Annotated in this window: 15 protein-coding genes; all 15 read right to left on the bottom strand. The window is 40.6% G+C overall.

Annotated elements, in window-relative coordinates; all coding sequences use genetic code 11:
• Nucleotides 1–49: 49 nt before the first annotated feature.
• Nucleotides 50–1,837 carry an ABC transporter ATP-binding protein gene (locus tag G608_RS0101980; RefSeq protein WP_026494603.1) on the bottom strand — a complete coding sequence of 596 codons (1,788 nt, stop codon included), beginning with the start codon at nucleotides 1,835–1,837 and terminating at the stop codon, nucleotides 50–52.
• Between the two features lie 43 nt (nucleotides 1,838–1,880).
• Complete coding sequence (locus G608_RS0101975; protein WP_051208718.1) at nucleotides 1,881–3,662, bottom strand: ABC transporter ATP-binding protein; 1,782 nt, start codon at nucleotides 3,660–3,662, stop codon at nucleotides 1,881–1,883.
• 66 nt (nucleotides 3,663–3,728) lie between these two features.
• A complete protein-coding gene (locus tag G608_RS0101970; protein WP_207637675.1) occupies nucleotides 3,729–4,115 on the bottom strand; it encodes a NusG domain II-containing protein in 387 nt (128 codons plus the stop codon).
• A 205-nt stretch (nucleotides 4,116–4,320) separates the two neighbouring features.
• Nucleotides 4,321–5,352: a branched-chain amino acid aminotransferase gene (locus tag G608_RS0101965; RefSeq protein ID WP_026494600.1), complete on the bottom strand. Its 1,032-nt coding sequence runs from the start codon at nucleotides 5,350–5,352 to the stop codon at nucleotides 4,321–4,323.
• Between the two features lie 110 nt (nucleotides 5,353–5,462).
• Nucleotides 5,463–6,923, bottom strand: coding sequence for an AI-2E family transporter (locus G608_RS19545; RefSeq protein ID WP_051208715.1), 1,461 nt, complete (start codon nucleotides 6,921–6,923; stop codon nucleotides 5,463–5,465).
• A 65-nt stretch (nucleotides 6,924–6,988) separates the two neighbouring features.
• Nucleotides 6,989–7,807, bottom strand: coding sequence for an Mrp/NBP35 family ATP-binding protein (locus tag G608_RS0101955; RefSeq protein WP_026494599.1), 819 nt, complete (start codon nucleotides 7,805–7,807; stop codon nucleotides 6,989–6,991).
• A 21-nt stretch (nucleotides 7,808–7,828) separates the two neighbouring features.
• On the bottom strand, nucleotides 7,829–8,830 hold the full coding sequence (locus G608_RS19540; RefSeq protein WP_035794293.1) for a glycosyltransferase family 2 protein: 1,002 nt from the start codon (nucleotides 8,828–8,830) through the stop codon (nucleotides 7,829–7,831).
• The gene (leuD, locus tag G608_RS0101945; protein ID WP_026494598.1) at nucleotides 8,817–9,308 is read right to left on the bottom strand and encodes a 3-isopropylmalate dehydratase small subunit; all 492 of its coding nucleotides are present in this window, start codon (nucleotides 9,306–9,308) and stop codon (nucleotides 8,817–8,819) included. Before leuD ends, G608_RS19540 begins: the two co-directional genes overlap by 14 nt.
• A 20-nt stretch (nucleotides 9,309–9,328) precedes the next feature.
• Entirely contained in the window at nucleotides 9,329–10,594 is a 1,266-nt protein-coding gene (leuC, locus tag G608_RS0101940) for a 3-isopropylmalate dehydratase large subunit (protein WP_026494597.1), read from the bottom strand.
• 45 nt (nucleotides 10,595–10,639) lie between these two features.
• Nucleotides 10,640–13,069, bottom strand: a complete 2,430-nt coding sequence (locus G608_RS0101935) for a YfhO family protein (protein ID WP_026494596.1) — start codon at nucleotides 13,067–13,069, stop codon at nucleotides 10,640–10,642.
• Between the two features lie 111 nt (nucleotides 13,070–13,180).
• Complete coding sequence (gene ilvC / locus G608_RS0101930; RefSeq protein WP_026494595.1) at nucleotides 13,181–14,209, bottom strand: ketol-acid reductoisomerase; 1,029 nt, start codon at nucleotides 14,207–14,209, stop codon at nucleotides 13,181–13,183.
• Nucleotides 14,210–14,278: 69 nt separating this feature from the next.
• Nucleotides 14,279–14,794 (bottom strand): acetolactate synthase small subunit, encoded by a 516-nt coding sequence (gene ilvN / locus G608_RS0101925; RefSeq protein ID WP_026494594.1) that lies wholly within the window; start codon nucleotides 14,792–14,794, stop codon nucleotides 14,279–14,281.
• 129 nt (nucleotides 14,795–14,923) lie between these two features.
• Nucleotides 14,924–15,415 (bottom strand): acetolactate synthase small subunit, encoded by a 492-nt coding sequence (gene ilvN, locus G608_RS0101920; RefSeq protein ID WP_026494593.1) that lies wholly within the window; start codon nucleotides 15,413–15,415, stop codon nucleotides 14,924–14,926.
• A gap of 13 nt (nucleotides 15,416–15,428) precedes the next feature.
• Nucleotides 15,429–17,063 carry a biosynthetic-type acetolactate synthase large subunit gene (gene ilvB / locus G608_RS0101915; RefSeq protein ID WP_026494592.1) on the bottom strand — a complete coding sequence of 545 codons (1,635 nt, stop codon included), beginning with the start codon at nucleotides 17,061–17,063 and terminating at the stop codon, nucleotides 15,429–15,431.
• Nucleotides 17,064–17,109: 46 nt separating this feature from the next.
• Nucleotides 17,110–19,623 carry a homocysteine S-methyltransferase family protein gene (locus G608_RS0101910; protein ID WP_026494591.1) on the bottom strand — a complete coding sequence of 838 codons (2,514 nt, stop codon included), beginning with the start codon at nucleotides 19,621–19,623 and terminating at the stop codon, nucleotides 17,110–17,112.
• Nucleotides 19,624–19,678 lie beyond the last annotated feature (55 nt).

Raw genomic sequence — 19,678 nt, 5'->3', positions numbered from 1 at the left:
ATCTCCTCCAAAAATAAAATTTATATAGCCTGTCGTATTAATATAGTAATCAGGCTATGCCCCTAAGGCCCTCTATCTGAGCAGTATAAAGCTTATAATAATCGCCCTTCTTAGCCATGAGCTCCTCGTGGGTTCCGGCTTCAGTAATACCGCCGTCATTAATATACATAATCTTATCACAGCCTGTAATGGTTGATAATCTGTGGGCAATAATAAAGCTTGTTCTGCCCTTGAGCATTGCATTAAGTCCCTGCTGCAGCGCCTTTTCAGTCTGCACGTCGATACTTGAAGTAGCTTCATCAAGCACCAGAATTGCAGGATCTGATAAAAGTGTTCTGGCAAAGGAAATAAGCTGCTTTTGGCCCTGTGATAAAATAGCGCCGCGCTCTCTTACCTCGGTGTCATAGCCATCAGACATACTGATTATAAAGTCATGGGCACATACGGTTTTACTTGCTTTAATAATTTCATCTCTTTTAGCATCAAGCTTTCCGTATCTGATATTATCCTCAATTGTTCCTGAGAAAATAAAGCTGTCCTGAAGCATGATTCCCATCTGTTCACGCAGTGACTTAAGAGTAACCTTTGAAATATCCTGCCCGTCTATAAGAATGCTTCCGTTGTCAACGTTGTAGAACCTTGAAATCAGGCTGACAATTGTGCTTTTTCCGGCACCTGTAGGCCCAACAAGTGCAACGCTTTCACCGGGCTTAACCGTAAATGAAACATCATGAAGTATCTCCTTGCCCTTTTCATATGAAAAAGTGACATTCTTAAATTCAACTTCGCCCTTCATCTTCTGCATGGGAACAGCATTCTCTGCATCAGTTACGGTTACGGGCTCATCCATGGTCTCGAAGATTCGCTCCAGATAAGCAATGTTATTTATAAAGTTGTTGAAAATATTTCCAAGGTTCATGATGGGCTGCCAGAATCTTGAAGCATAGCTTGAAATGGCAACAATAGTTCCAAGAGTCTGGTGTCCGCCGGCAAAAATTACAAGTCCGAAAATGTATATTGCAGCGCGGACAAATACAGATATTGTATCGATTCCCGGCCATACAAGCGTACTGTAATATATAGCCTTCATCCAGGTTTTCTTACAGTCTCCTGATAACTCCTTGAAAATCTTGGCGTTTTCATCTTCTCTTGCAAAAATCTGTGTAATTCTTGCTCCAACAATGTTCTCCTGCAGATATGCATTGAGGTTTGAATTCTTATTTGAAACAGCCTGCCATGCTTTTCTCTGCCTGTTCTTAATCCAGAACATGAAAACCATGAGAATCGGAACACCTGCAAGCACCACAAGGCTGAGCTGAATATCAACATACAGCATGAAAACTACGATAAAAATCAGATTCAGAAATTCAAGAACCAGATTTATCAGTCCGTTACTTAGCATATCCGACACAGAATTAACGTAGTTTACAACCCTTACAAGAATCTTGCCATGAGGTCTGTCATCATAATACTGGAAAGGGAGCTGTTGCAGATGCTCAAACAGATCCTTTCTTATCTGATAAATGATATCCTGAGATACATTAACCATAATCTTTGATCTGACTGTTATGAAAAGCATACTGAGCAGGTAAAAAACAGCCATGCTGAAAACAAGAGTAAACAGCATCTTTTTATCTGCATTCGGTATTGCCTCATCCAGTGCTTTCTGAACAAGAATGGGGCTTACAAGCGCCGTAATTCCTCCAATAGCCGAAAGCACCAGGGCAAGAATCATTTTTCCTGCATGTCTTTTTATATATACGGATGCCCTAAGGAGATGCTTTATGTCAAAGGGCTCTTCAAGTATTTCATCCTGTTTGTAAGTATTTCGTGCCATGATTGTCTCCTCTGATAAAGATTAAACTTTCCTTTTCCGTCTTTTACGCACCGGCCTGAAGCTTAACAAGCTCTGCGTAGTATCCGCCCTGCTTTATAAGTTCCTCGTGCGTACCTCTCTCAGTGATCTCACCGTGCTGCATAATAAGTATCTGATCAGCATCCTTTGTGGTTGAGATACGCTGGGCAATTATTATTTTGGTACACTTAAAATCAAGCTCCCTCAAATGATCCTGGATAGCCTTTTCTGTCTCCAAATCAACTGCTGAGGTTGTATCGTCCAAAATAAGTATTGATGGTCTTACTGCCAAAGCCCTCGCAAGAGAGATTCTCTGCTTCTGACCACCGGAGAGACCAACACCTCTCTCTCCTACAATTGTTTCATAGCCTTCAGGCATTTTTGCTATAAAATCTGAAGCCTGTGAATATCTGGCAAACTTAGTTACATCCTCTTTACTTAAGAACTGATCTCCGTAAGCTATATTTCCATCAATCGTATCCGAATACAAAAGCACATCCTGGGTTGCAAGACCAATGTTTTTCCTTAGCTGATTAAGCTTAATATCCTGAACATTTACGCCGTCTATCAGCACCTTACCTTCTGTGGGCTCATAGAATCTCGGTATCAGATGAATAAGTGAAGTCTTGCCACAGCCGGTTTCTCCCATTATGGCAACAGTCTGCCCCGGCTCAGCAGTAAAGGAAATGTGCTTAAGCACAGGAATCTTACCATCAGAGTACTGGAAGCTTACATCCCTGAATTCAACCTTTCCGTCAAATCTGTTGGGCATAAGAGCTGTGTATTCCTTATCTACAATCTCAGGCTCTGAGTAATAGATTTCCATTACCTTAACAGAAGCCGCTGAAAACCTCTGGAATTCGTTCATGATATTTCCAAGCTGTCTCATGGGGTTGGCAATAGCCCAGATCAGTCCAGAAAAAGCTACGTACTGTCCCATAGTCATCTGATCTCCGATAAGGAAAAGACCACCTACCAGTAAAAGAATAAGAGGCAGCAGGTTTGCAAGAGTCTCTACATAGGGAAAAAATCTAAGCCAGGTATAGGCTGTCTTCTTATTTGTCTCTCTGTAGTCTGTGTTACACTTATCGAAGTTTTCTATCTCGTATTCTTCTCTTGCAAATGCCTTAACAACGCGGTTACCTGCAATATTTTCCTGGGCCATGGTATTCATTTTTGCAAGCTTTTCACGAAGAAGTCTGTGCATGGGTGCAACCTGCATCTTAAAGGCCACAATAATTGCAAGAATAAAAGGCGCAACAGCAAGAAGGCACAAAGCCATCTTCCAGTTCATGAACATGAAATAAATGCCTACTGCTGTAATCAGGGAAATTGCTTCAATTACCATTCTTACAACCCAGGCAATCATGTGTCTTACAGCATCAAGGTCACCTGTTACTCTGGTCATAAGGTCACCTGTTCTGTAGGTGCTATAGAACTTCATATCCTGTCTCTGAATTTTGTCATAAAGAATATTTCTGACACGGAATAAAACTGCCTGTGATACCTTCTCATATCCTAGACAGTCAAAATAGACAATGATGCATCTAAGTACCGTGAATCCTATCATCATGAAGATGAGGTTATAGAATTCATCGGGGTGCAAGGCAAAGTTTTCCTTTGCACTCTCACCAGTTAAAAATTCATCGATGATTCTCGATGAAAAATAAGGAACAGTGAGCTGCATCATGTTATAAACTACTGTCCCAATAATAATAACAACATAAAGTCCCCTATATCCTTCCATGTTGTCCCAAATCCACTGCAATCTTGTTCTTGGAAATTTCCACTCCGCTGACTGATTCATATTTGTATCTCCATTTAGTGTCTTGTGCCTTCAACGCTTCGCACTTGTTATTGAATTGGTTATAGGTTATTTGGTTATTGCGTCAACGTTGCTAGATGTATCTGATGCGTTATGTATAGTTATTACCAGTTTGTGGGGAAGGCAGATTATGCTTTCGCCGTTGTGGCTGATTTTGCCTTGCTTTATGCAGAGCTTGTCCGGGCAGTCGGCTTCGGTAATGTAGCAAACGCCATCAGAAATGATGAGCTTGTTGCTACCGCCGTCAGAGCCGGTAATAAGCAGTTCGGTGTTTTCGGAAAGAGGTAATTCATAAACTACTTCTCCGTCTATTGATACTTCTGCGCAGTCGCCGGTTTTGGCCAGGACTTTGTTTGCTGCAAAAATGCAGATTGCAATTAAGCATACAGCAAGAAGCAAAATGTATGTATTTTTCTTCTGAATTTCTCCGCCCATAATCATGTTTATTCACTTTAAATAAGCGAATAATGCACCTCTTTTAATATCAATGATCTAACAATCGACGTATTTTTTGATTATTAAATGCTGTTTTGATTGTATCCCATAAATGAATATGACCACAGCCTATTTCGATTAATTATTCAAGAATAAATACGAAATTAGCTGTGGTCTATACATTCTGAAAATATAATACTACAAATTATTTAATAACGTGAACCCATCCTTCGGGAGCTTCGATCTCGCCCATTTGGATACCTGTAAGTGTATCATAAAGCTTTTTGATAACAGGTCCCATATCTTCCATACCGGATTCGAAGCAGATTTCCTCGCCGTGGTCGTTGATCTTACCAACAGGTGATATAACTGCAGCTGTTCCGCAAAGTCCCATCTCCTTGAAGTTAGCTACTTCTTCAAGCTTAACAGGTCTCTCATCAACCTTAAGTCCAAGATAATCCTTAGCAACCTGAACGATTGATCTTCTGGTGATAGAAGGAAGGATTGAATTTGTATGTGACTTGGGAACTACTAAGTTTCCATCAGCGTCTACAAAGATGATGTTTGCTCCACCGGTCTCCTCGATGTAGGTTCTGCTCTCGGCATCAAGATATACATTCTCTGCAAATCCCTCTTCATGAGCTGTAACAATAGCATGAAGGCTCATTGCATAGTTGAGGCCGGCTTTGATATTACCTGTGCCGTGAGGTGCTGCTCTGTCATAATCACTTATCTTAACAACGATGGGCTTTGCGCCACCCTTGAAGTAAGGTCCAACAGGTGTTACGAAAATTCTGAACTGATACTCATTTGCAGGCTTAACACCAATTACATTACCTGTCGCAAACATAACAGGTCTGATATAAAGTGTTGCGCCGCTTCCAAAAGGCGGTACCCAGTCTTCGTTAGCCTTAACAACTTCTTCAACAGCCTTGATAAATCTGTCTTCAGGAAAAGCCGGCATCTCAAGACGCTTAGCTGAATCTACCATTCTGCTGGCATTTAAGTCAGGTCTGAAGCAGACAATATGACCATCCTCTGTCTCGTATGCCTTAAGGCCTTCAAATACTTCCTGTGCATAGTGGAGAACACCGGAATCTTCGCTAAGTACAACTCTTGCATCCTCTGTAATTATTCCATCATCCCATTTTCCATCCTTGAAGTTGGAAACATAGCGATAATCAGTTTTGTGATAATTAAACCCAATACTTGACCAATCTAAATCTTTTTTACTCATAATATCTGCTCCTCCCTATATAAAAAGATTTTATATGCTTAATCGGTACTACAGCATAATGCATATCGGTTCATTAAATATTATCAATTATAAAACTTGAAAAAAGAGTGTCAAGACTCAATATTATCCTCATTATCATGTTTTGATTCTTGATCTTTTTTAATCTCATCATCAGAAGCCTCATTAATATCATCAGCCTCATCCTTTGTAGTCGCGATCGGAACTACATTTTCAATATAGCTCTTACCCTTTTTATAGAATTTAAACATTCTTCTAAGGCTGGAAGCCTCATTATGTACATAATACTTGCTGTTATCGGCATCATCGATATTGGTAATACCGTTTTCATCTATATAGGCTGCGTCTATGTAAGATGAAGTATCTCTCGGAAGCTTTTTCTCTCTCAGCTTTTTCCTTGCAACGTAGCCAATGAAGGTGTAAATGCAGGCAAAGGTAGGAACGCCAATAAGCCAGCCAATCGGACCGAACACTCCGCCAAAAACAAGAATCGCAAAGATTACCCAAAAGCTTGAAAGTCCCGTAGAGTTACCAAGAATAATAGGTCCAAGTATGTTTCCGTCAAACTGCTGGATTATCATAATCAGCAGCAAGAAAACCAGAGCCTTAAGCGGATTGATCATTATAAGCAAAATTGCCCCAAAGAAAGCTCCGATGTAAGGTCCAAAGAAAGGAATAATGTTGGTAAGACCTACTACGAAGGATAAAAGAACCGCATAGGGAATCTTTAAAATCTCGCAGAAAATAAAGGTAATTATACCTATTATCAAAGAATCAACAAGCTTACCGATAACAAATCCAGTAAATGTATAATGAGCGTATCTGAATGCACCTATTACTTCGTTTGCACTCTCTTTTTTCATGAAGGCGTAGCAAAGCTTTTTTGCCTGACCCATGAAAAGCTCCTTGGAATTAAGAACATAGATAGCTACTATGACACCTACAACAAGATAAAGGAAAATCTGTATAGCGCTCATCATACTCTTTGATACAGTTGAGATAACTGTAGAAATATTGGGCACCACCTTAGACTTAAACATCTCCATGACTGTTGAAGAATAGGTCTGAATAAGATTATCAACAGTGCTTCTGACTCTCGGATTGTCATTTAAGTATTTATCAACGTATTTCTGTAGATTAGTAATATAATAAGGGAAATTTCTGATGATCTCATTTATACTTCTGACAAGCTGAGGTATCAGTACCATCAGCATTGCATAAAGTATAAAGGCCGCAAAACCCATTGTAAGAAAAACGCTTATTTTTCTGACGTTCTTTCTTTTATTTCTGTTTTCCGGTTTCTTAAGATCAATACCTCTGAGCTTTTGTACAGGATACAGCCACTTACTCTCAATGAAATTAAGAATAGGAGTAAGAATATAAGCTATGACACAGCCTGTGATGACTGGTGCAAGGATAGAAATAAGCGAACTTATTCCACCCGTAATCTTGCTACCATTAAAGAGTACATAGTAAAAAAGAATAATTACTATGGCACAAATAATTACAGACAGCATTATGCTGACCTGCTTTTTCCCCGGTTTCCACTTCATGGAATTACCCCCAAAACATTTTCATAAACTGTAAGCGTCATGTGCTTTTGACGATTACCAAAGCTTTAGATCTGTTCAAGTCTGTAAACAAGACTGTCTAAGAAGTCAGGCTCATATTCCTCAATTTTACCTGCATCACACTTCTTTGAAAATTCAGGATCAAGCGGAATCTTTGCAAGAACGTCCATGCCTTTGTTTGCAGCATAGGTATCAAGCTTACTCTCTCCAAATACATAAATTGGTTTGTTGCAGTGAGGACAGTTCATATAGCTCATGTTTTCAACAAGACCGATAATCGGTACATTCATAAGAGCTGCCATATTCACTGCCTTCTCAACGATCATTGATACAAGCTCCTGAGGAGTTGACACAACGATAATGCCATCAACAGGAAGTGACTGGAAAACTGTCAGCGGGACATCACCTGTTCCGGGAGGCATATCAACAAACATATAATCTATATCGCCCCAGTTGGTCTCACCGTAAAACTGTTTAACCACACCGGCGATTACAGGGCCTCTCCAGATAACGGGATCAGTGTCATTCTCCATAAGAAGGTTAACTGACATGAGTTTAATTCCGTTTTCTGAAACTGCAGGAATCATGTTGCCGTTTTCATCGGCATATCTAAGGGGATCAGCGCCAAACATCTTAGGGATTGATGGACCTGTGATATCGGCATCAAGTACGCCTGTCTTATAGCCCTTTCTGTTCATAGCACAGGCACTGAGTCCTGTAACAAGGCTCTTACCAACGCCGCCCTTACCACTGACTACGCCAATGATCTTCTTTATATTTGTTCCCTCAGCGGGCTTTACTCGGAAGCTCTCCATGCTCTCACGCTTAAAGTCTTCCGGGGTTTTCTTCTTCTTTTCTTCTGCCATTTCTAAAAAATCTCCAATTCCTTATTTCTCAAATTTTACATCAGTTAAAGAAATAATCTCTTTATCTGACTCATCGCAAAGATATTTGCCGATGATATATCTGGGTCTGTTCTTGGTCTCCAGATAGATTTTTCCTATATATTCACCGATAACTCCAAGTGAAATCATTGTAAGTCCGCCGATAGCCCACACAGAAAGCACTGTGGTGGTCCATCCGGGAATAGTATGTCCTGTAAAATGTCTCACAAGACTATATATAAGTACAGCAATACTTACTATAAATATAAAAACACCAAGTTCAGCTATAAATCTGATGGGCTTGGTACTAAGAGATGTAATACCCTCAAAAGCAAATGAAAGCATCTTGAAAAGAGGATATTTACTCTCTCCTGCAAATCTCTCAGAGCGCTCATAGTACACAATATCGGTATCAAGACCGATCATCGGAACAATCCCCCTGAGGAAAAGATTAACCTCACCGAATTCTGCAAGCATATTAAGAGCTCTGCTACTCATAAGTCTGAAATCAGCATGGTTGAAAACAATATCAGCTCCCATTCTGTTCATGAGTTTATAATAGCCCTCAGCTGTAAAGCGCTTAAAAAATGTATCTGTCGCACGTCTGCTTCTAACGCCAAATACAATATCCTTACCCTGAGTATATTTCTCCAGCATCTCATCGATTGCATTAATGTCATCCTGAAGATCCGCATCCATGGAAATAGAGACATCACAGATATCCTTTACGGTCATAAGACCGGAAAGAAGTGCATTCTGATGTCCCCTGTTCCTTGAAAGCTTAATTCCCTGAAAAATAGGATTCTCATCATGAAGCTTCTCGATTATTTCCCAGGTATTATCCTTAGATCCGTCATTTACAAAGACAATTCTGCTATCATCCGAAATAACACCCTTGGAAATAAGATCCTTATATTTCTCAAGAAGTCTTTTTGAAGTTTCAGGTAATACCTCCTGCTCGTTGTAGCAGGGGATTACCATAAAAAGCCTGTTAGTTGTTTGCATTGATATAATTTACCAATCCTTCACTGTCTATAATTTTCTGCATAAAGGGAGGAAAAGCCTGTCCCTGATATGTCTTTCCGGTGGTCTCGTCTGTTATTACACCGGTATCGAAGTTTATGCTCACCACATCATCCGCAGCGATTTCCTTTGCAGCTTCTTCGCACTCAACAATAGGTAAACCTATGTTGATACTGTTGCGATAGAAAATTCTTGCAAAGGTCTCTGCTATTACGCAGGAAACGCCCGCAGCCTTAATGGCAATTGGAGCATGCTCTCTGGATGAACCGCATCCAAAGTTCTTATTGGCAACGATAATGTCGCCTTCTTTTACATTTTTGATAAATTCCTTATCGATATCTTCCATACAGTGAGCAGCAAGCTCCTTGTGATCTGTGGTGTTCAGATATCTTGCAGGAATGATTACATCTGTATCTACATTGTCGCCGAATTTAAATACTCTTCCCTTAGCTTCCTTCATGTCTATATCCTCTCATATTCTTACAGCTCAGATGGCTGTGAAAGCTTACCAGTTATCGCACTTGCAGCTGCTACAGCAGGAGAAGCAAGGTAAATCTCAGAATCTGTAGCACCCATACGACCTACAAAGTTACGGTTAGTGGTTGATACACATCTCTCGCCGGAAGCAAGAATACCCATGTATCCTCCAAGACATGGACCACATGTAGGAGTGGAAACAACAGCACCTGCTTCAATGAAGGTTCTGATAATTCCTTCCTCCATGGCCTGCAGATAAATAGACTGAGTAGCAGGAATAACTATACATCTTACTCCGTCTGCTACCTTTCTGCCCTTTAAGATATCTGCTGCGATTCTCATGTCATTAATACGTCCGTTTGTGCAGGATCCGATAACAACCTGATCGATCTTAATATCGAAATTCTCATCAAAGGTATGAGTATTTTCAGGAAGATGAGGGAATGCAACTGTAGGCTTAAGTGCTGAAAGGTCGATGTCGTAAACTTCATCATATTCAGCATCCGCATCAGCTTCGTAAACCTTAATCTCTTTTCCCGGAGCATGCTCCTTAAGATATTCAAGAGTCTTCTCATCCACAGGGAAAATACCGTTTTTTCCGCCTGCTTCGATAGCCATATTAGCAATAGTAAATCTGTCATCCATAGAAAGTGAAGCTACGCCGTCACCTGTAAACTCCATGGATTTATATAATGCACCATCAACACCGATCATACCGATGATGTGAAGGATAACATCTTTACCGCTGACATTCTCTGAAAGCTTACCGGTAAGATTGAATTTGATTGCAGAGGGAACCTTGAACCATGCTTTACCTGTTGCCATACCGGCAGCCATATCTGTTGAGCCGACACCGGTACTGAATGCTCCAAGAGCGCCATATGTACAGGTATGGGAATCTGCACCGATAATAAGGTCGCCGGCTACTGTCAGACCTTTTTCAGGAAGCAGTGCATGCTCAATACCCATCTGTCCTACTTCAAAATAATTAGTGATATCATTTTTCTTTGCGAATTCGCGAACGCATTTACAGTTCTGCGCTGATTTGATGTCCTTATTAGGGACGAAATGATCAGGAACGAGCGCGATCTTGTCTTTATCGAAAACGCCCTTAGTGTTAAATTTTTCCATCTCCCCAATAGCGACGGGACTTGTGATGTCATTACCAAGAACAAGGTCAAGATCAGCCTCAATAAGCTGGCCGGCCTTAACTTCATCAAGGTGTGCATGTGCTGCCAGAATCTTCTGGCTCATAGTCATCTTGCTCATAAATTCCACGCTCCTTATTTTTTCCCAACTAATAATTTACCATTTTTAACGCTGTTTGTAAAAACGAACAAACGCCAAATATGCAGTTAAAACAATAATTCCGATCAAGGATAAAATCATTCCAGTGACGTATCCCTTGGGTGTATAATCAGCCCTTATCTCATGAACGCCCGGTGCTACCTTCACTGCCATCATTCCATAATCTGCAGTAATTATTTCTGCCTCTTTTCCGTCAACAGTCATGGTAAAGCCATCCATGTTCGGAACAGAGAAGAAAATCAGCTTTGTTTTATCGAGATTTGCAGTAGTGGCGGAAAAGCCATGCGTATCAGGCTTAAAGGAAACACAGGCACTCTCGCGTTTTTCCTCGCAGTTCATATTGAAGAACTCAATAGGTATCTCAGCCAGGTAATATTTCTCCGGAAGCTCTGCAATCTCATTTTCAAGTTTTTCAGCATCGTCGTCATTTATAACCACGCCGGCACTAAGAACCTTATCTCTTATTCCATCATTCTGCATATTCTCAAAATCTGATTCGCAGATGTAATAGTCATAAGCTATTCCCATTGGAATGTAGTTATTGTTGTAATAAATATCGATACCGTTCCTGCTATCAACATTTATAAATTCTTCTATTCCATCTCCATTATTGAAGATACCGTCTTTATTTATAATTGAGTTTTCAAGATAATACTTCTGAGAAAGAATCGCTCTAAGTCCAACCCTGTCCGCAGGTATTTTGGTTTCTACAGACCTGTTCACATTACTTGTATTTTTCAAAAAATCAAAGGTCTGCGCAGGTATTGTACTGATAAAGCTGTGTAGCGAAGATTTTCCCCAAACAAACTCATAGTTTGTAGCTGTATCATCTGTCTCGATTCTGTAAAACTCATCTCCATTAAGCTGCGGAGAGGTTTTCAGCATCTGAATTTCCCACTGCTCCTTACCGTAATCTGTGATAAGTCCGCTTCCGCTTTGAAGCATCAAAAACAGTGTAAGGACGCTTCCAAAAACAGTTAGGTAAAACAATACATTCAGCCTCATTACAGGCTTTTTCAAAGTGTGCCCACCTATTTTTCTTATGCATTTCGGAAAAGCAAATACAGTTATGATGAGAAGTACGAGCATTACTGCAGTTCCGACAACCTGTCTTTCATATATCTTTGCATTTTCTATAAGCTCATTAAATACAATACTTCCCTCACTGTCATAGCTTGGAAGAATTGATATAAGGAGAATCAGAATATACGCAAAATTCGTTGCCAGAACGCCTTTTCTCAAATTGATGGACCTGCCTCTTTCAACGACCTTCGCAGTTACAAGCGCCATGAAAAGTATTGGCATGTAGAACCATCTAAAGTAATAATTGGCATTAAACATCGAAAAGCTGGCATTCAGGATCGGTATCAGCGAAAAGATAAGACACACAAAAAGAAGTCTCTTATATTCATCATCCTTAAACTTATGCGAAAGAAAATATGCTACAACTCCTGCTATACCAAAAACAGGCAGATATACTGCCAGTGATGCAACTCTCACTTCACCGGTATAGAATACAGTTCCCTTTCCGATTATGTCAGGGATCATAACCATACTCTTTAGGATATCCCACAACATCTTCATACTGGGATATGCAACAGCGTCATACCCAAGCATCAACTCTGAAAGCCTGTCGTTTCCGCTTATACCGTAAAATGCCTGCAGCAGATAAAAGCCTCCTATAAGGCATCCAACCAAGCCTCCGAACAGTGCTCTTAGAACCATTCTGAAAATCTGTCTCGGTCTGTTTCCCGGAACATATCTGACCACAAAATAAATTAGCAGAAATACAATTTGCCCAAAGAAGAAATAGTAATTAATGACAGCCATAAGCAGTGTCATTAATGAAAATGCCAAAAGCTTTCTTCTGCCCGGAATATAGAACCAGTGATCCTGATGATGGTCTATTTCAAGTAGACCATCGAATGTATAGAGAAACAAAGGGAAGAAAGCTACTGCATCTGTAAAATGGTTAAACACTATGTTACATGCATTAAAACCTGAAAATGCGTATAGCAAAGCCCCCAGCATAGCCGATTCATCTCTTATTACATGCTTTCTTATGTAAATGTAGGCTGTTCCTGCACAGATTGCATATTTAAGTGCCATCAGAAATGGCATCATATAAGGAATTGCTGCTTCCGGGAATGGTATCGTCAACCAGAAAAACGGACTTCCTAAAAGATAAAACGAAAAGGATGTCATAAGAGTTGTGCCAAGATCAACACTCCAGTTTAGGAACAACTCTCCGTTTCTGATTGCTCTGTGAGCCACTATATAAAAAGGAATCTGCTGCACATTATAATCACCGTAATAAAAGAATGGCAGTCCTCTCTTAATAAAAAATGGCAAAACAGCAACTATGTACATTAGAAAAGACAACACCATTATCTGAATAACTCTAATGTGAGTCGGTCTTTTTCTGTAATACTCCATTACTAAAACACTCCAATTTGACTATATAACTAATAAAATAGGATTTCGCTTGATTATTCTCTGATGAAAAAGGCTGCCGCTTAGCGGCAGCCCTTATAAAATCCTATAAAATTAGTTGTTTATAAGCTTGTCGTTTTCATTGTTCCAGCTGTAAAGCTTTCTGATCTCTTTACCGATCTGCTCAGCGGGATGCTCAGCTGCAAGCTTTCTCATAGCATTGAAGTGAACCTGTCCGCCTGCATCGCTCATATCAAGAAGGAATTCCTTAGCAAAGGTTCCGTCCTGAATATCGGAGAGGATCTTCTTCATTGTCTTCTTTGTTTCTTCTGTAACGATCTTAGGACCTGTTACGTAATCACCATACTCAGCTGTATTTGAGATTGAATATCTCATTCCTGCAAAACCTGACTGATAGATAAGATCTACGATAAGCTTCATCTCGTGTACGCATTCGAAGTATGCGTTTCTCGGATCATAACCAGCCTCAACAAGAGTTTCGAAACCAGCCTGCATAAGTGCACAAACACCACCGCAAAGAACTGCCTGCTCACCAAAGAGGTCTGTCTCTGTCTCTGTTCTGAATGTGGTCTCAAGGATACCTGCTCTTGCACCGCCGATACCAGCGCCATAAGCCAGAGCCTTATCAAGAGCCTTACCTGTAGCATCCTGATGTACAGCTACAAGACAAGGTGTTCCCTTTCCGGCCTGATACTCACTTCTTACTGTGTGGCCTGGAGCCTTGGGTGCGATCATTGTTACATCAACATCCTTGGGGGGCTGAATGAGACCGAAGTGAATGTTGAAGCCGTGTGCGAACATAAGCATGTTGCCTGCTTCAAGGTTGGGCTCGATATCTTCCTTATACATCTTAGCCTGCTTCTCATCGTTGATAAGGATCATAATCACATCAGCCATCTTTGCTGCTTCAGCTGTAGGATAAACCTTAAGTCCCTGTGCCTCAGCTTTTGCTTTACTCTTAGAGCCTTCATAAAGACCGATAATGACGTTGCAGCCTGACTCCTTAAGGTTCAGTGCGTGTGCGTGACCCTGTGAACCATATCCGATAATTGCAATTGTCTTACCCTCTAAAAGTGATAAGTTGCAATCCTCCTGATAGAAAATGCGTGCTTCCTGTGACATGTTTCCTTACCTCCGTAAATTTAAATTTTATATATACAGCGAAATAGATAATATTTCGTAGTAAACCTGTTATTTCTCTTCCAGTTCCTTTACAGAAACTACCTTATCAATACCTCTTGTAAGACCTGCGATTCCGGTTCTTGCAAGCTCAAGAATCTCTTTACCCTCAAGCATTTTAAGAAGTGCATCAACCTTTGACTGATTACCTGTAATCTCGATAATAAGAGACTCCGGGGTAACATCGATGATATTAGCTCTGAAAATATTGGCGATAGTCATTATGCTCTCGCGCTCTTTCTCTCCGGCTCTGACCTTGATAAGAGAAAGCTCTCTGTATACGCTGTCGTCAGGCTCAAGCTCATGAATATCTCTTACATCGATAAGCTTACTGAGCTGCTTCTCGATCTGATCTAAGATCACATCATCGCCTGATGCAACAATTGTTATTCTGGTATAGTTTGGATCTGTGGTAGTTCCGGCTGTAATACTCTCGATATTATAGCCACGGCGTGCGAAAAGACCTGAGATTCTGGTCAAAACACCGGATGTATTGTCTACCAGCAGCTGAAATACTTTCTTCTTCATACTCCTCCAATAAACTGCCGTTTAAACTTATATCAATAAATTTTATGCGTTTTTAATGCATAAGTCAATGAAATACTTTTATAATTTAAAGCTTTAACGCTTTAAATTATTGTATATTTTAAACAAAGTTCAGTTTTTGTCATTTTCTCCGCATTTTGTAAGGGCTACAGTACCGGTTCTTGCAATCTCAACTATTGATACTGTGCGAAGCATTTCTATGAAAAGCTCAACCCTCTCCGGAGTATCGCATATCTGAATCATCATGAGATTTTTACTCATATCAACGATCTGAGCTTTCATAATATCGCAATTTTCCATGATATCTCTGCGATTTTCTCTGTTGTAACGCACCTTAATTAAAGTGAGCTCTCGGCATATACTTATGCTCTCTTTAAAGGTTTTAACCTTTATTACATCAAGCTTTTTGTTGAGCTGTTTTTCTATCTGTTCGATGGTTCTTTCATCTCCGCTTGATACGATTGTCATGCAGGATACATCCCTTGAATTGGTCTCACCAACAACAAGAGAATCGATATTAAAATTTCTTCTTGAAAACAATCCCGCTACCTTACAAAGAACACCGGCATGGTTTTCAACAAGTACAGAATAAATTCTTTTCATAATCTACCACCCTTTACTTAGCCAGGTCATAAGGATCAACTACAACTTCAGCAATTACAGGAGCATCATCCTTAAGCAGTTCTTCAATGAGTGCATCAGCCTCTTCCTGATTATTCGCCTTTAAATATTTCATATCGTAGGCCTCAGCAATCTTATCAAGCTTCGGAGATTCATCAAGTATAACCATGTTGTATCTGTCTTCAAGCTTATAATGCTGATACTCACGAACCATTCCAAGGAAATTGTTTCTAAAAATAACAATCTTCACGTTATTTCCATACTGCTTCAAGGTTGAAAGCTCCATCATGGACATCTGGAAACCACCTTCACCCATGACAGCAACTACAGTCTTGTGTGGGTCAGCCTCCTTTGCGCCAAAGGCAGCAGGTATGGAATAACCCATTGTTCCCATTCCGCCTGATGTAAGGAATCTTCCCTTCTTTACAAGATGCCATCTGCAGGACCATATCTGGTTCTGTCCGACGTCTGCAACATAAATTGCATCCTCCGGAAGCCTTATGGAAAGCTTATTAAGAAAAGCCATGGGATCAACGAATTTAGTGGTATCTATTTCAGGTCTCTTTTCAACCATGGTAAGTCTGTATTCATTCAGGGTGTCAATCCAATCCTGTCTCTTATGGATAAGATCTTCTTTATCCTCAAACTCATTTATTTTCTTGAAAATATGCTTGATATCACCAACAAGAGGTATGGTTGGTCCTACGTTTTTACCGATTTCTGCCGGGTCTACATCAATATGGATTAGAACCTTGTTCTCAGTAATAAGATCGGGTCTGTTCACAGCTCTGTCTGCAACTCGTGCACCGACCATCAAAAGAAGGTCCGACTCATTTAGAGCTCTGTTGGCATAAGGTCTTCCGTTATTTCCCACCATTCCGAAATACATGGGATCAAGAGAACTCATGACGCCAATTCCCATCATGGTTGATACAACAGGAATCTGATTTTCCTTAGAGAATTTTCTAATCTCATCTACAGCGCCTGAAAGATGAACACCGCCTCCTACACAGATAATAGGTCTCTTTGCCTGAGCAACTTCTTTTACGACCTTCTTTATCTGTACAGCGTTACCCTCTATAGTCGGCTTGTAGGTACGCATATTAACTTTATCGGGATAAGCAAATTTGGATATCTCTGCCATCTGGATATCCATAGGAATATCAATTAGAACAGGACCTCTTCTTCCGGTACTTGCAATGTGAAAAGCTTCTTTGAAAATTCTCGGAATATCATTGACGTCCCTTATTAGATAACTATATTTTACAAATGATTCGGCAGCGCCTGTAATATCAGCTTCCTGGAAAACATCACTGCCGATAAGCTCAGAATTAACCTGACCTGTTATGCAAACAAGCGGAATGCTGTCCGCATAAGCAGTTGCAATTCCGGTGATAAGATTTGTGGCACCGGGACCGCTTGTAACAGCACATACACCAACCTCTCTGCTTATTCGGGCATAGCCGCTGGCGCAATGAGCAGCATTTTGCTCGGTTCTTACAAGAACCTGCTTTATATCGGTTTCTCCGAGAGCATCATAAAAAGGAGCTATTGCAACTCCGGAGTAACCGTAAACAACCTTAACTTTTTCTTCTTCGAGACATTTAACTATCGCCTGTGCTCCATTCATAATTAAGCCTCCATTTTTGTAAATTTTATCACGTAAAGGGAAAATATTATACTTCGCTGATGATTTTCTTAACCACCCGCACACAGTTAGCGGCATCGGATGAGTATCCGTCTGCGCCTATTTCCCAGGCATAATCTTCTGTTACAACAGCTCCGCCGATGATTATCTTGGCATTGCAGTTCTTTTCCTTCGCAAGTCTGACCACATTTTTCATTTCCTGCATTGTTGTGGTCATAAGAGCTGAAAGTGCGATAATTCCTGCATTTTCAGAAATAGCTGTATCAACTATTTTTTCACTTGGAACATCTTTTCCAAGATCGATTACATTAAATCCATGATTCTTAAGCATAAGGGCTACCAGATTTTTGCCGATATCGTGAATATCGCCGTGAACTGTAGCGATTACAATTGTGACCTTATCCTTAGCTCCCTCTCCCTCTGATTCCTTAAGAAGCGGTTCCAGCTTAGCAATGCTCAGCTTCATGGCTTCAGCACTTGCTATAAGTTGCGGAAGGAAGTATTTTCCTTTATCAAAAAGCTCTCCAACTTCGTTTATAGCGGGCATCAGTACATCATTAAGAAGCACCTTGGGATCACACCCTGCATCTATAGCATCAAGGGTATCCTTTTCTATATTCTTCTTGGAGCCCTTCATTACATCTGTTTTCACAATCTCATAAAAAGAGCTTTTACTACCCGCTTCCTTAGGAGCAGCATCTTCCTTTTTATCTGATGATGCATTTTCAGCTTTAACAGAAGGTGTTACCGAAAGAGTCTGTCCCTTTGGAACGCAAGCCACCTGCACGTTCATTCCATCATAACGGTTCATTCTTTCGATATAACGAATATCGGCATCTTCCTTATGTCTCAAAAGGTCGGATGCATAAGCACTGTTTACAAGCAGTTCCTGTGATGGATTACAGATAGCCATAGTAAGACCGTTTGCAATCGCCATGGTAAGGAAAGCTGTATTTATGAATGCTCTCTGAGGAAGTCCAAATGAGATATTGGATAGTCCGCAGATGGTTGCAAGACCTTTTTCCTTGCAATAAGCAATAGTGGAAAGTGTCTCCAGAGCTGCCTCAGGGTTTGCTCCGATGGTTGCAACAAGACCATCAACAACTATATCTTCCTTTGTAAGTCCAAGCTCATAGGCTTTATTACATAACTCATCTATAAAGCTGTGTTTTTCCGCAAGGTCCTTTGGAAGTCCCTTGGGGCCGACAGGAAGCGCAATAAACATAGCTCCGTATTTTTTTGCGAGAGGTAAAAATCTCTCCGCCTTATCCTTTTCCAGGGAAATGGAGTTAATGAGAGCTCTTCCGGGATACTTCCTCAGAGCCATCTCCATTGTGGCTTCATCACTGGTATCAATACAAAGAGGAAGTGATGTCAAAGGTATGATCTCATCAAGAACATCGCACATCATCTGCTTCTCGTCGATACCGCTCATTCCCACGTTAACATCAAGAATTGCTGCCCCGTCACTTTCCTGCTGTGATACAAAATCACAGACCATATCCAGCTTTCCTTCACGAAGCTCTGCCTGAAGCTTTTTCTTTCCCGTGGGATTTATTCTCTCACCTACGATCATGAAAGGATCATTAAGTGAAAATGCTACAGTTTCTCTCTCACTTGTAAGGTATCTTATTCCGACAGGTTTGCGCGTAGCTTCGCTTACAAATCCGGAATACTTATCGTGGATTCCCTTAATATATGCCGGATCGGTTCCGCAGCATCCACCGATTACAGTTGCTCCTGCCTGAAGAAGCTTTTCCATTTCTATTACAAAGGTATCACAGTCCATGTCATAGCCTGTGGTTCCATCGGGATTCATCATCGGAAGTCCGGCATTTGGCTTAGCAATAACAGGGATACTTGTTACAGAAGCAATATCTTCTATAATGCCTACAACTTTATCGGGGCCCGTTCCACAATTCGCACCGACTGCAGCTGCTCCAAGGGATTCGAGAACTATGGCTGCGGTTTTAGCATCTGTACCAAACAGTGTTCTTCCGTCAGCTTCAAAGGAAAGGGTCACCATAACAGCGATATCGGAAACTTCTTTTGCTGCAATAAGGGCTGCCCTACATTCCTGAAGACTAAGCATGGTCTCTACTACAAGAAGATCCACACCTGCATCAACAAGAACACTTATCTGCTCTTTATAGACATCTATCAGCTCCTCAAACTCAAGGTCTCCCATAGGCACAAGCTGTCTGCCTGTCATGGTGATATCACCTGCAACAAGAGCCTTATCACCGGCGCTTTCCCTGGCAATTTCCACGAGCTTTGTATTTATTTCTTGGACCTTATCTTCGAGGCCGAAATTCTTAAGCTTAATTCTGTTTCCTGTAAAAGTAGGTGCATAGATAATGTCAGAGCCTGCATCTACGTAAGCGCTCTGCAATTCTTTAATTACATCTTCATGTTCAATAAGCCACTGCTCTGTACAAGCACCTGCAGGCAGACCTCTTTTCATTAGAAAAGTTCCGGTACCGCCATCCAGGAAGACAACCTTTTTATCATTTATAAATTTAATCAATTCTTCTCTGTTCATATAAAAGTTCTTTCTATAGGTTAAATTGCGAATTTGAGTGCTATTATAATATAGC

It is taken from the genome of Butyrivibrio sp. WCD3002 (assembly GCF_000424265.1).
Taxonomy (GTDB): Bacteria; Bacillota; Clostridia; order Lachnospirales; family Lachnospiraceae; genus Butyrivibrio.
The sequence above is the reverse complement of the archived record's forward strand: the minus strand, read 5'-3'. Positions and strand labels throughout refer to the sequence as shown.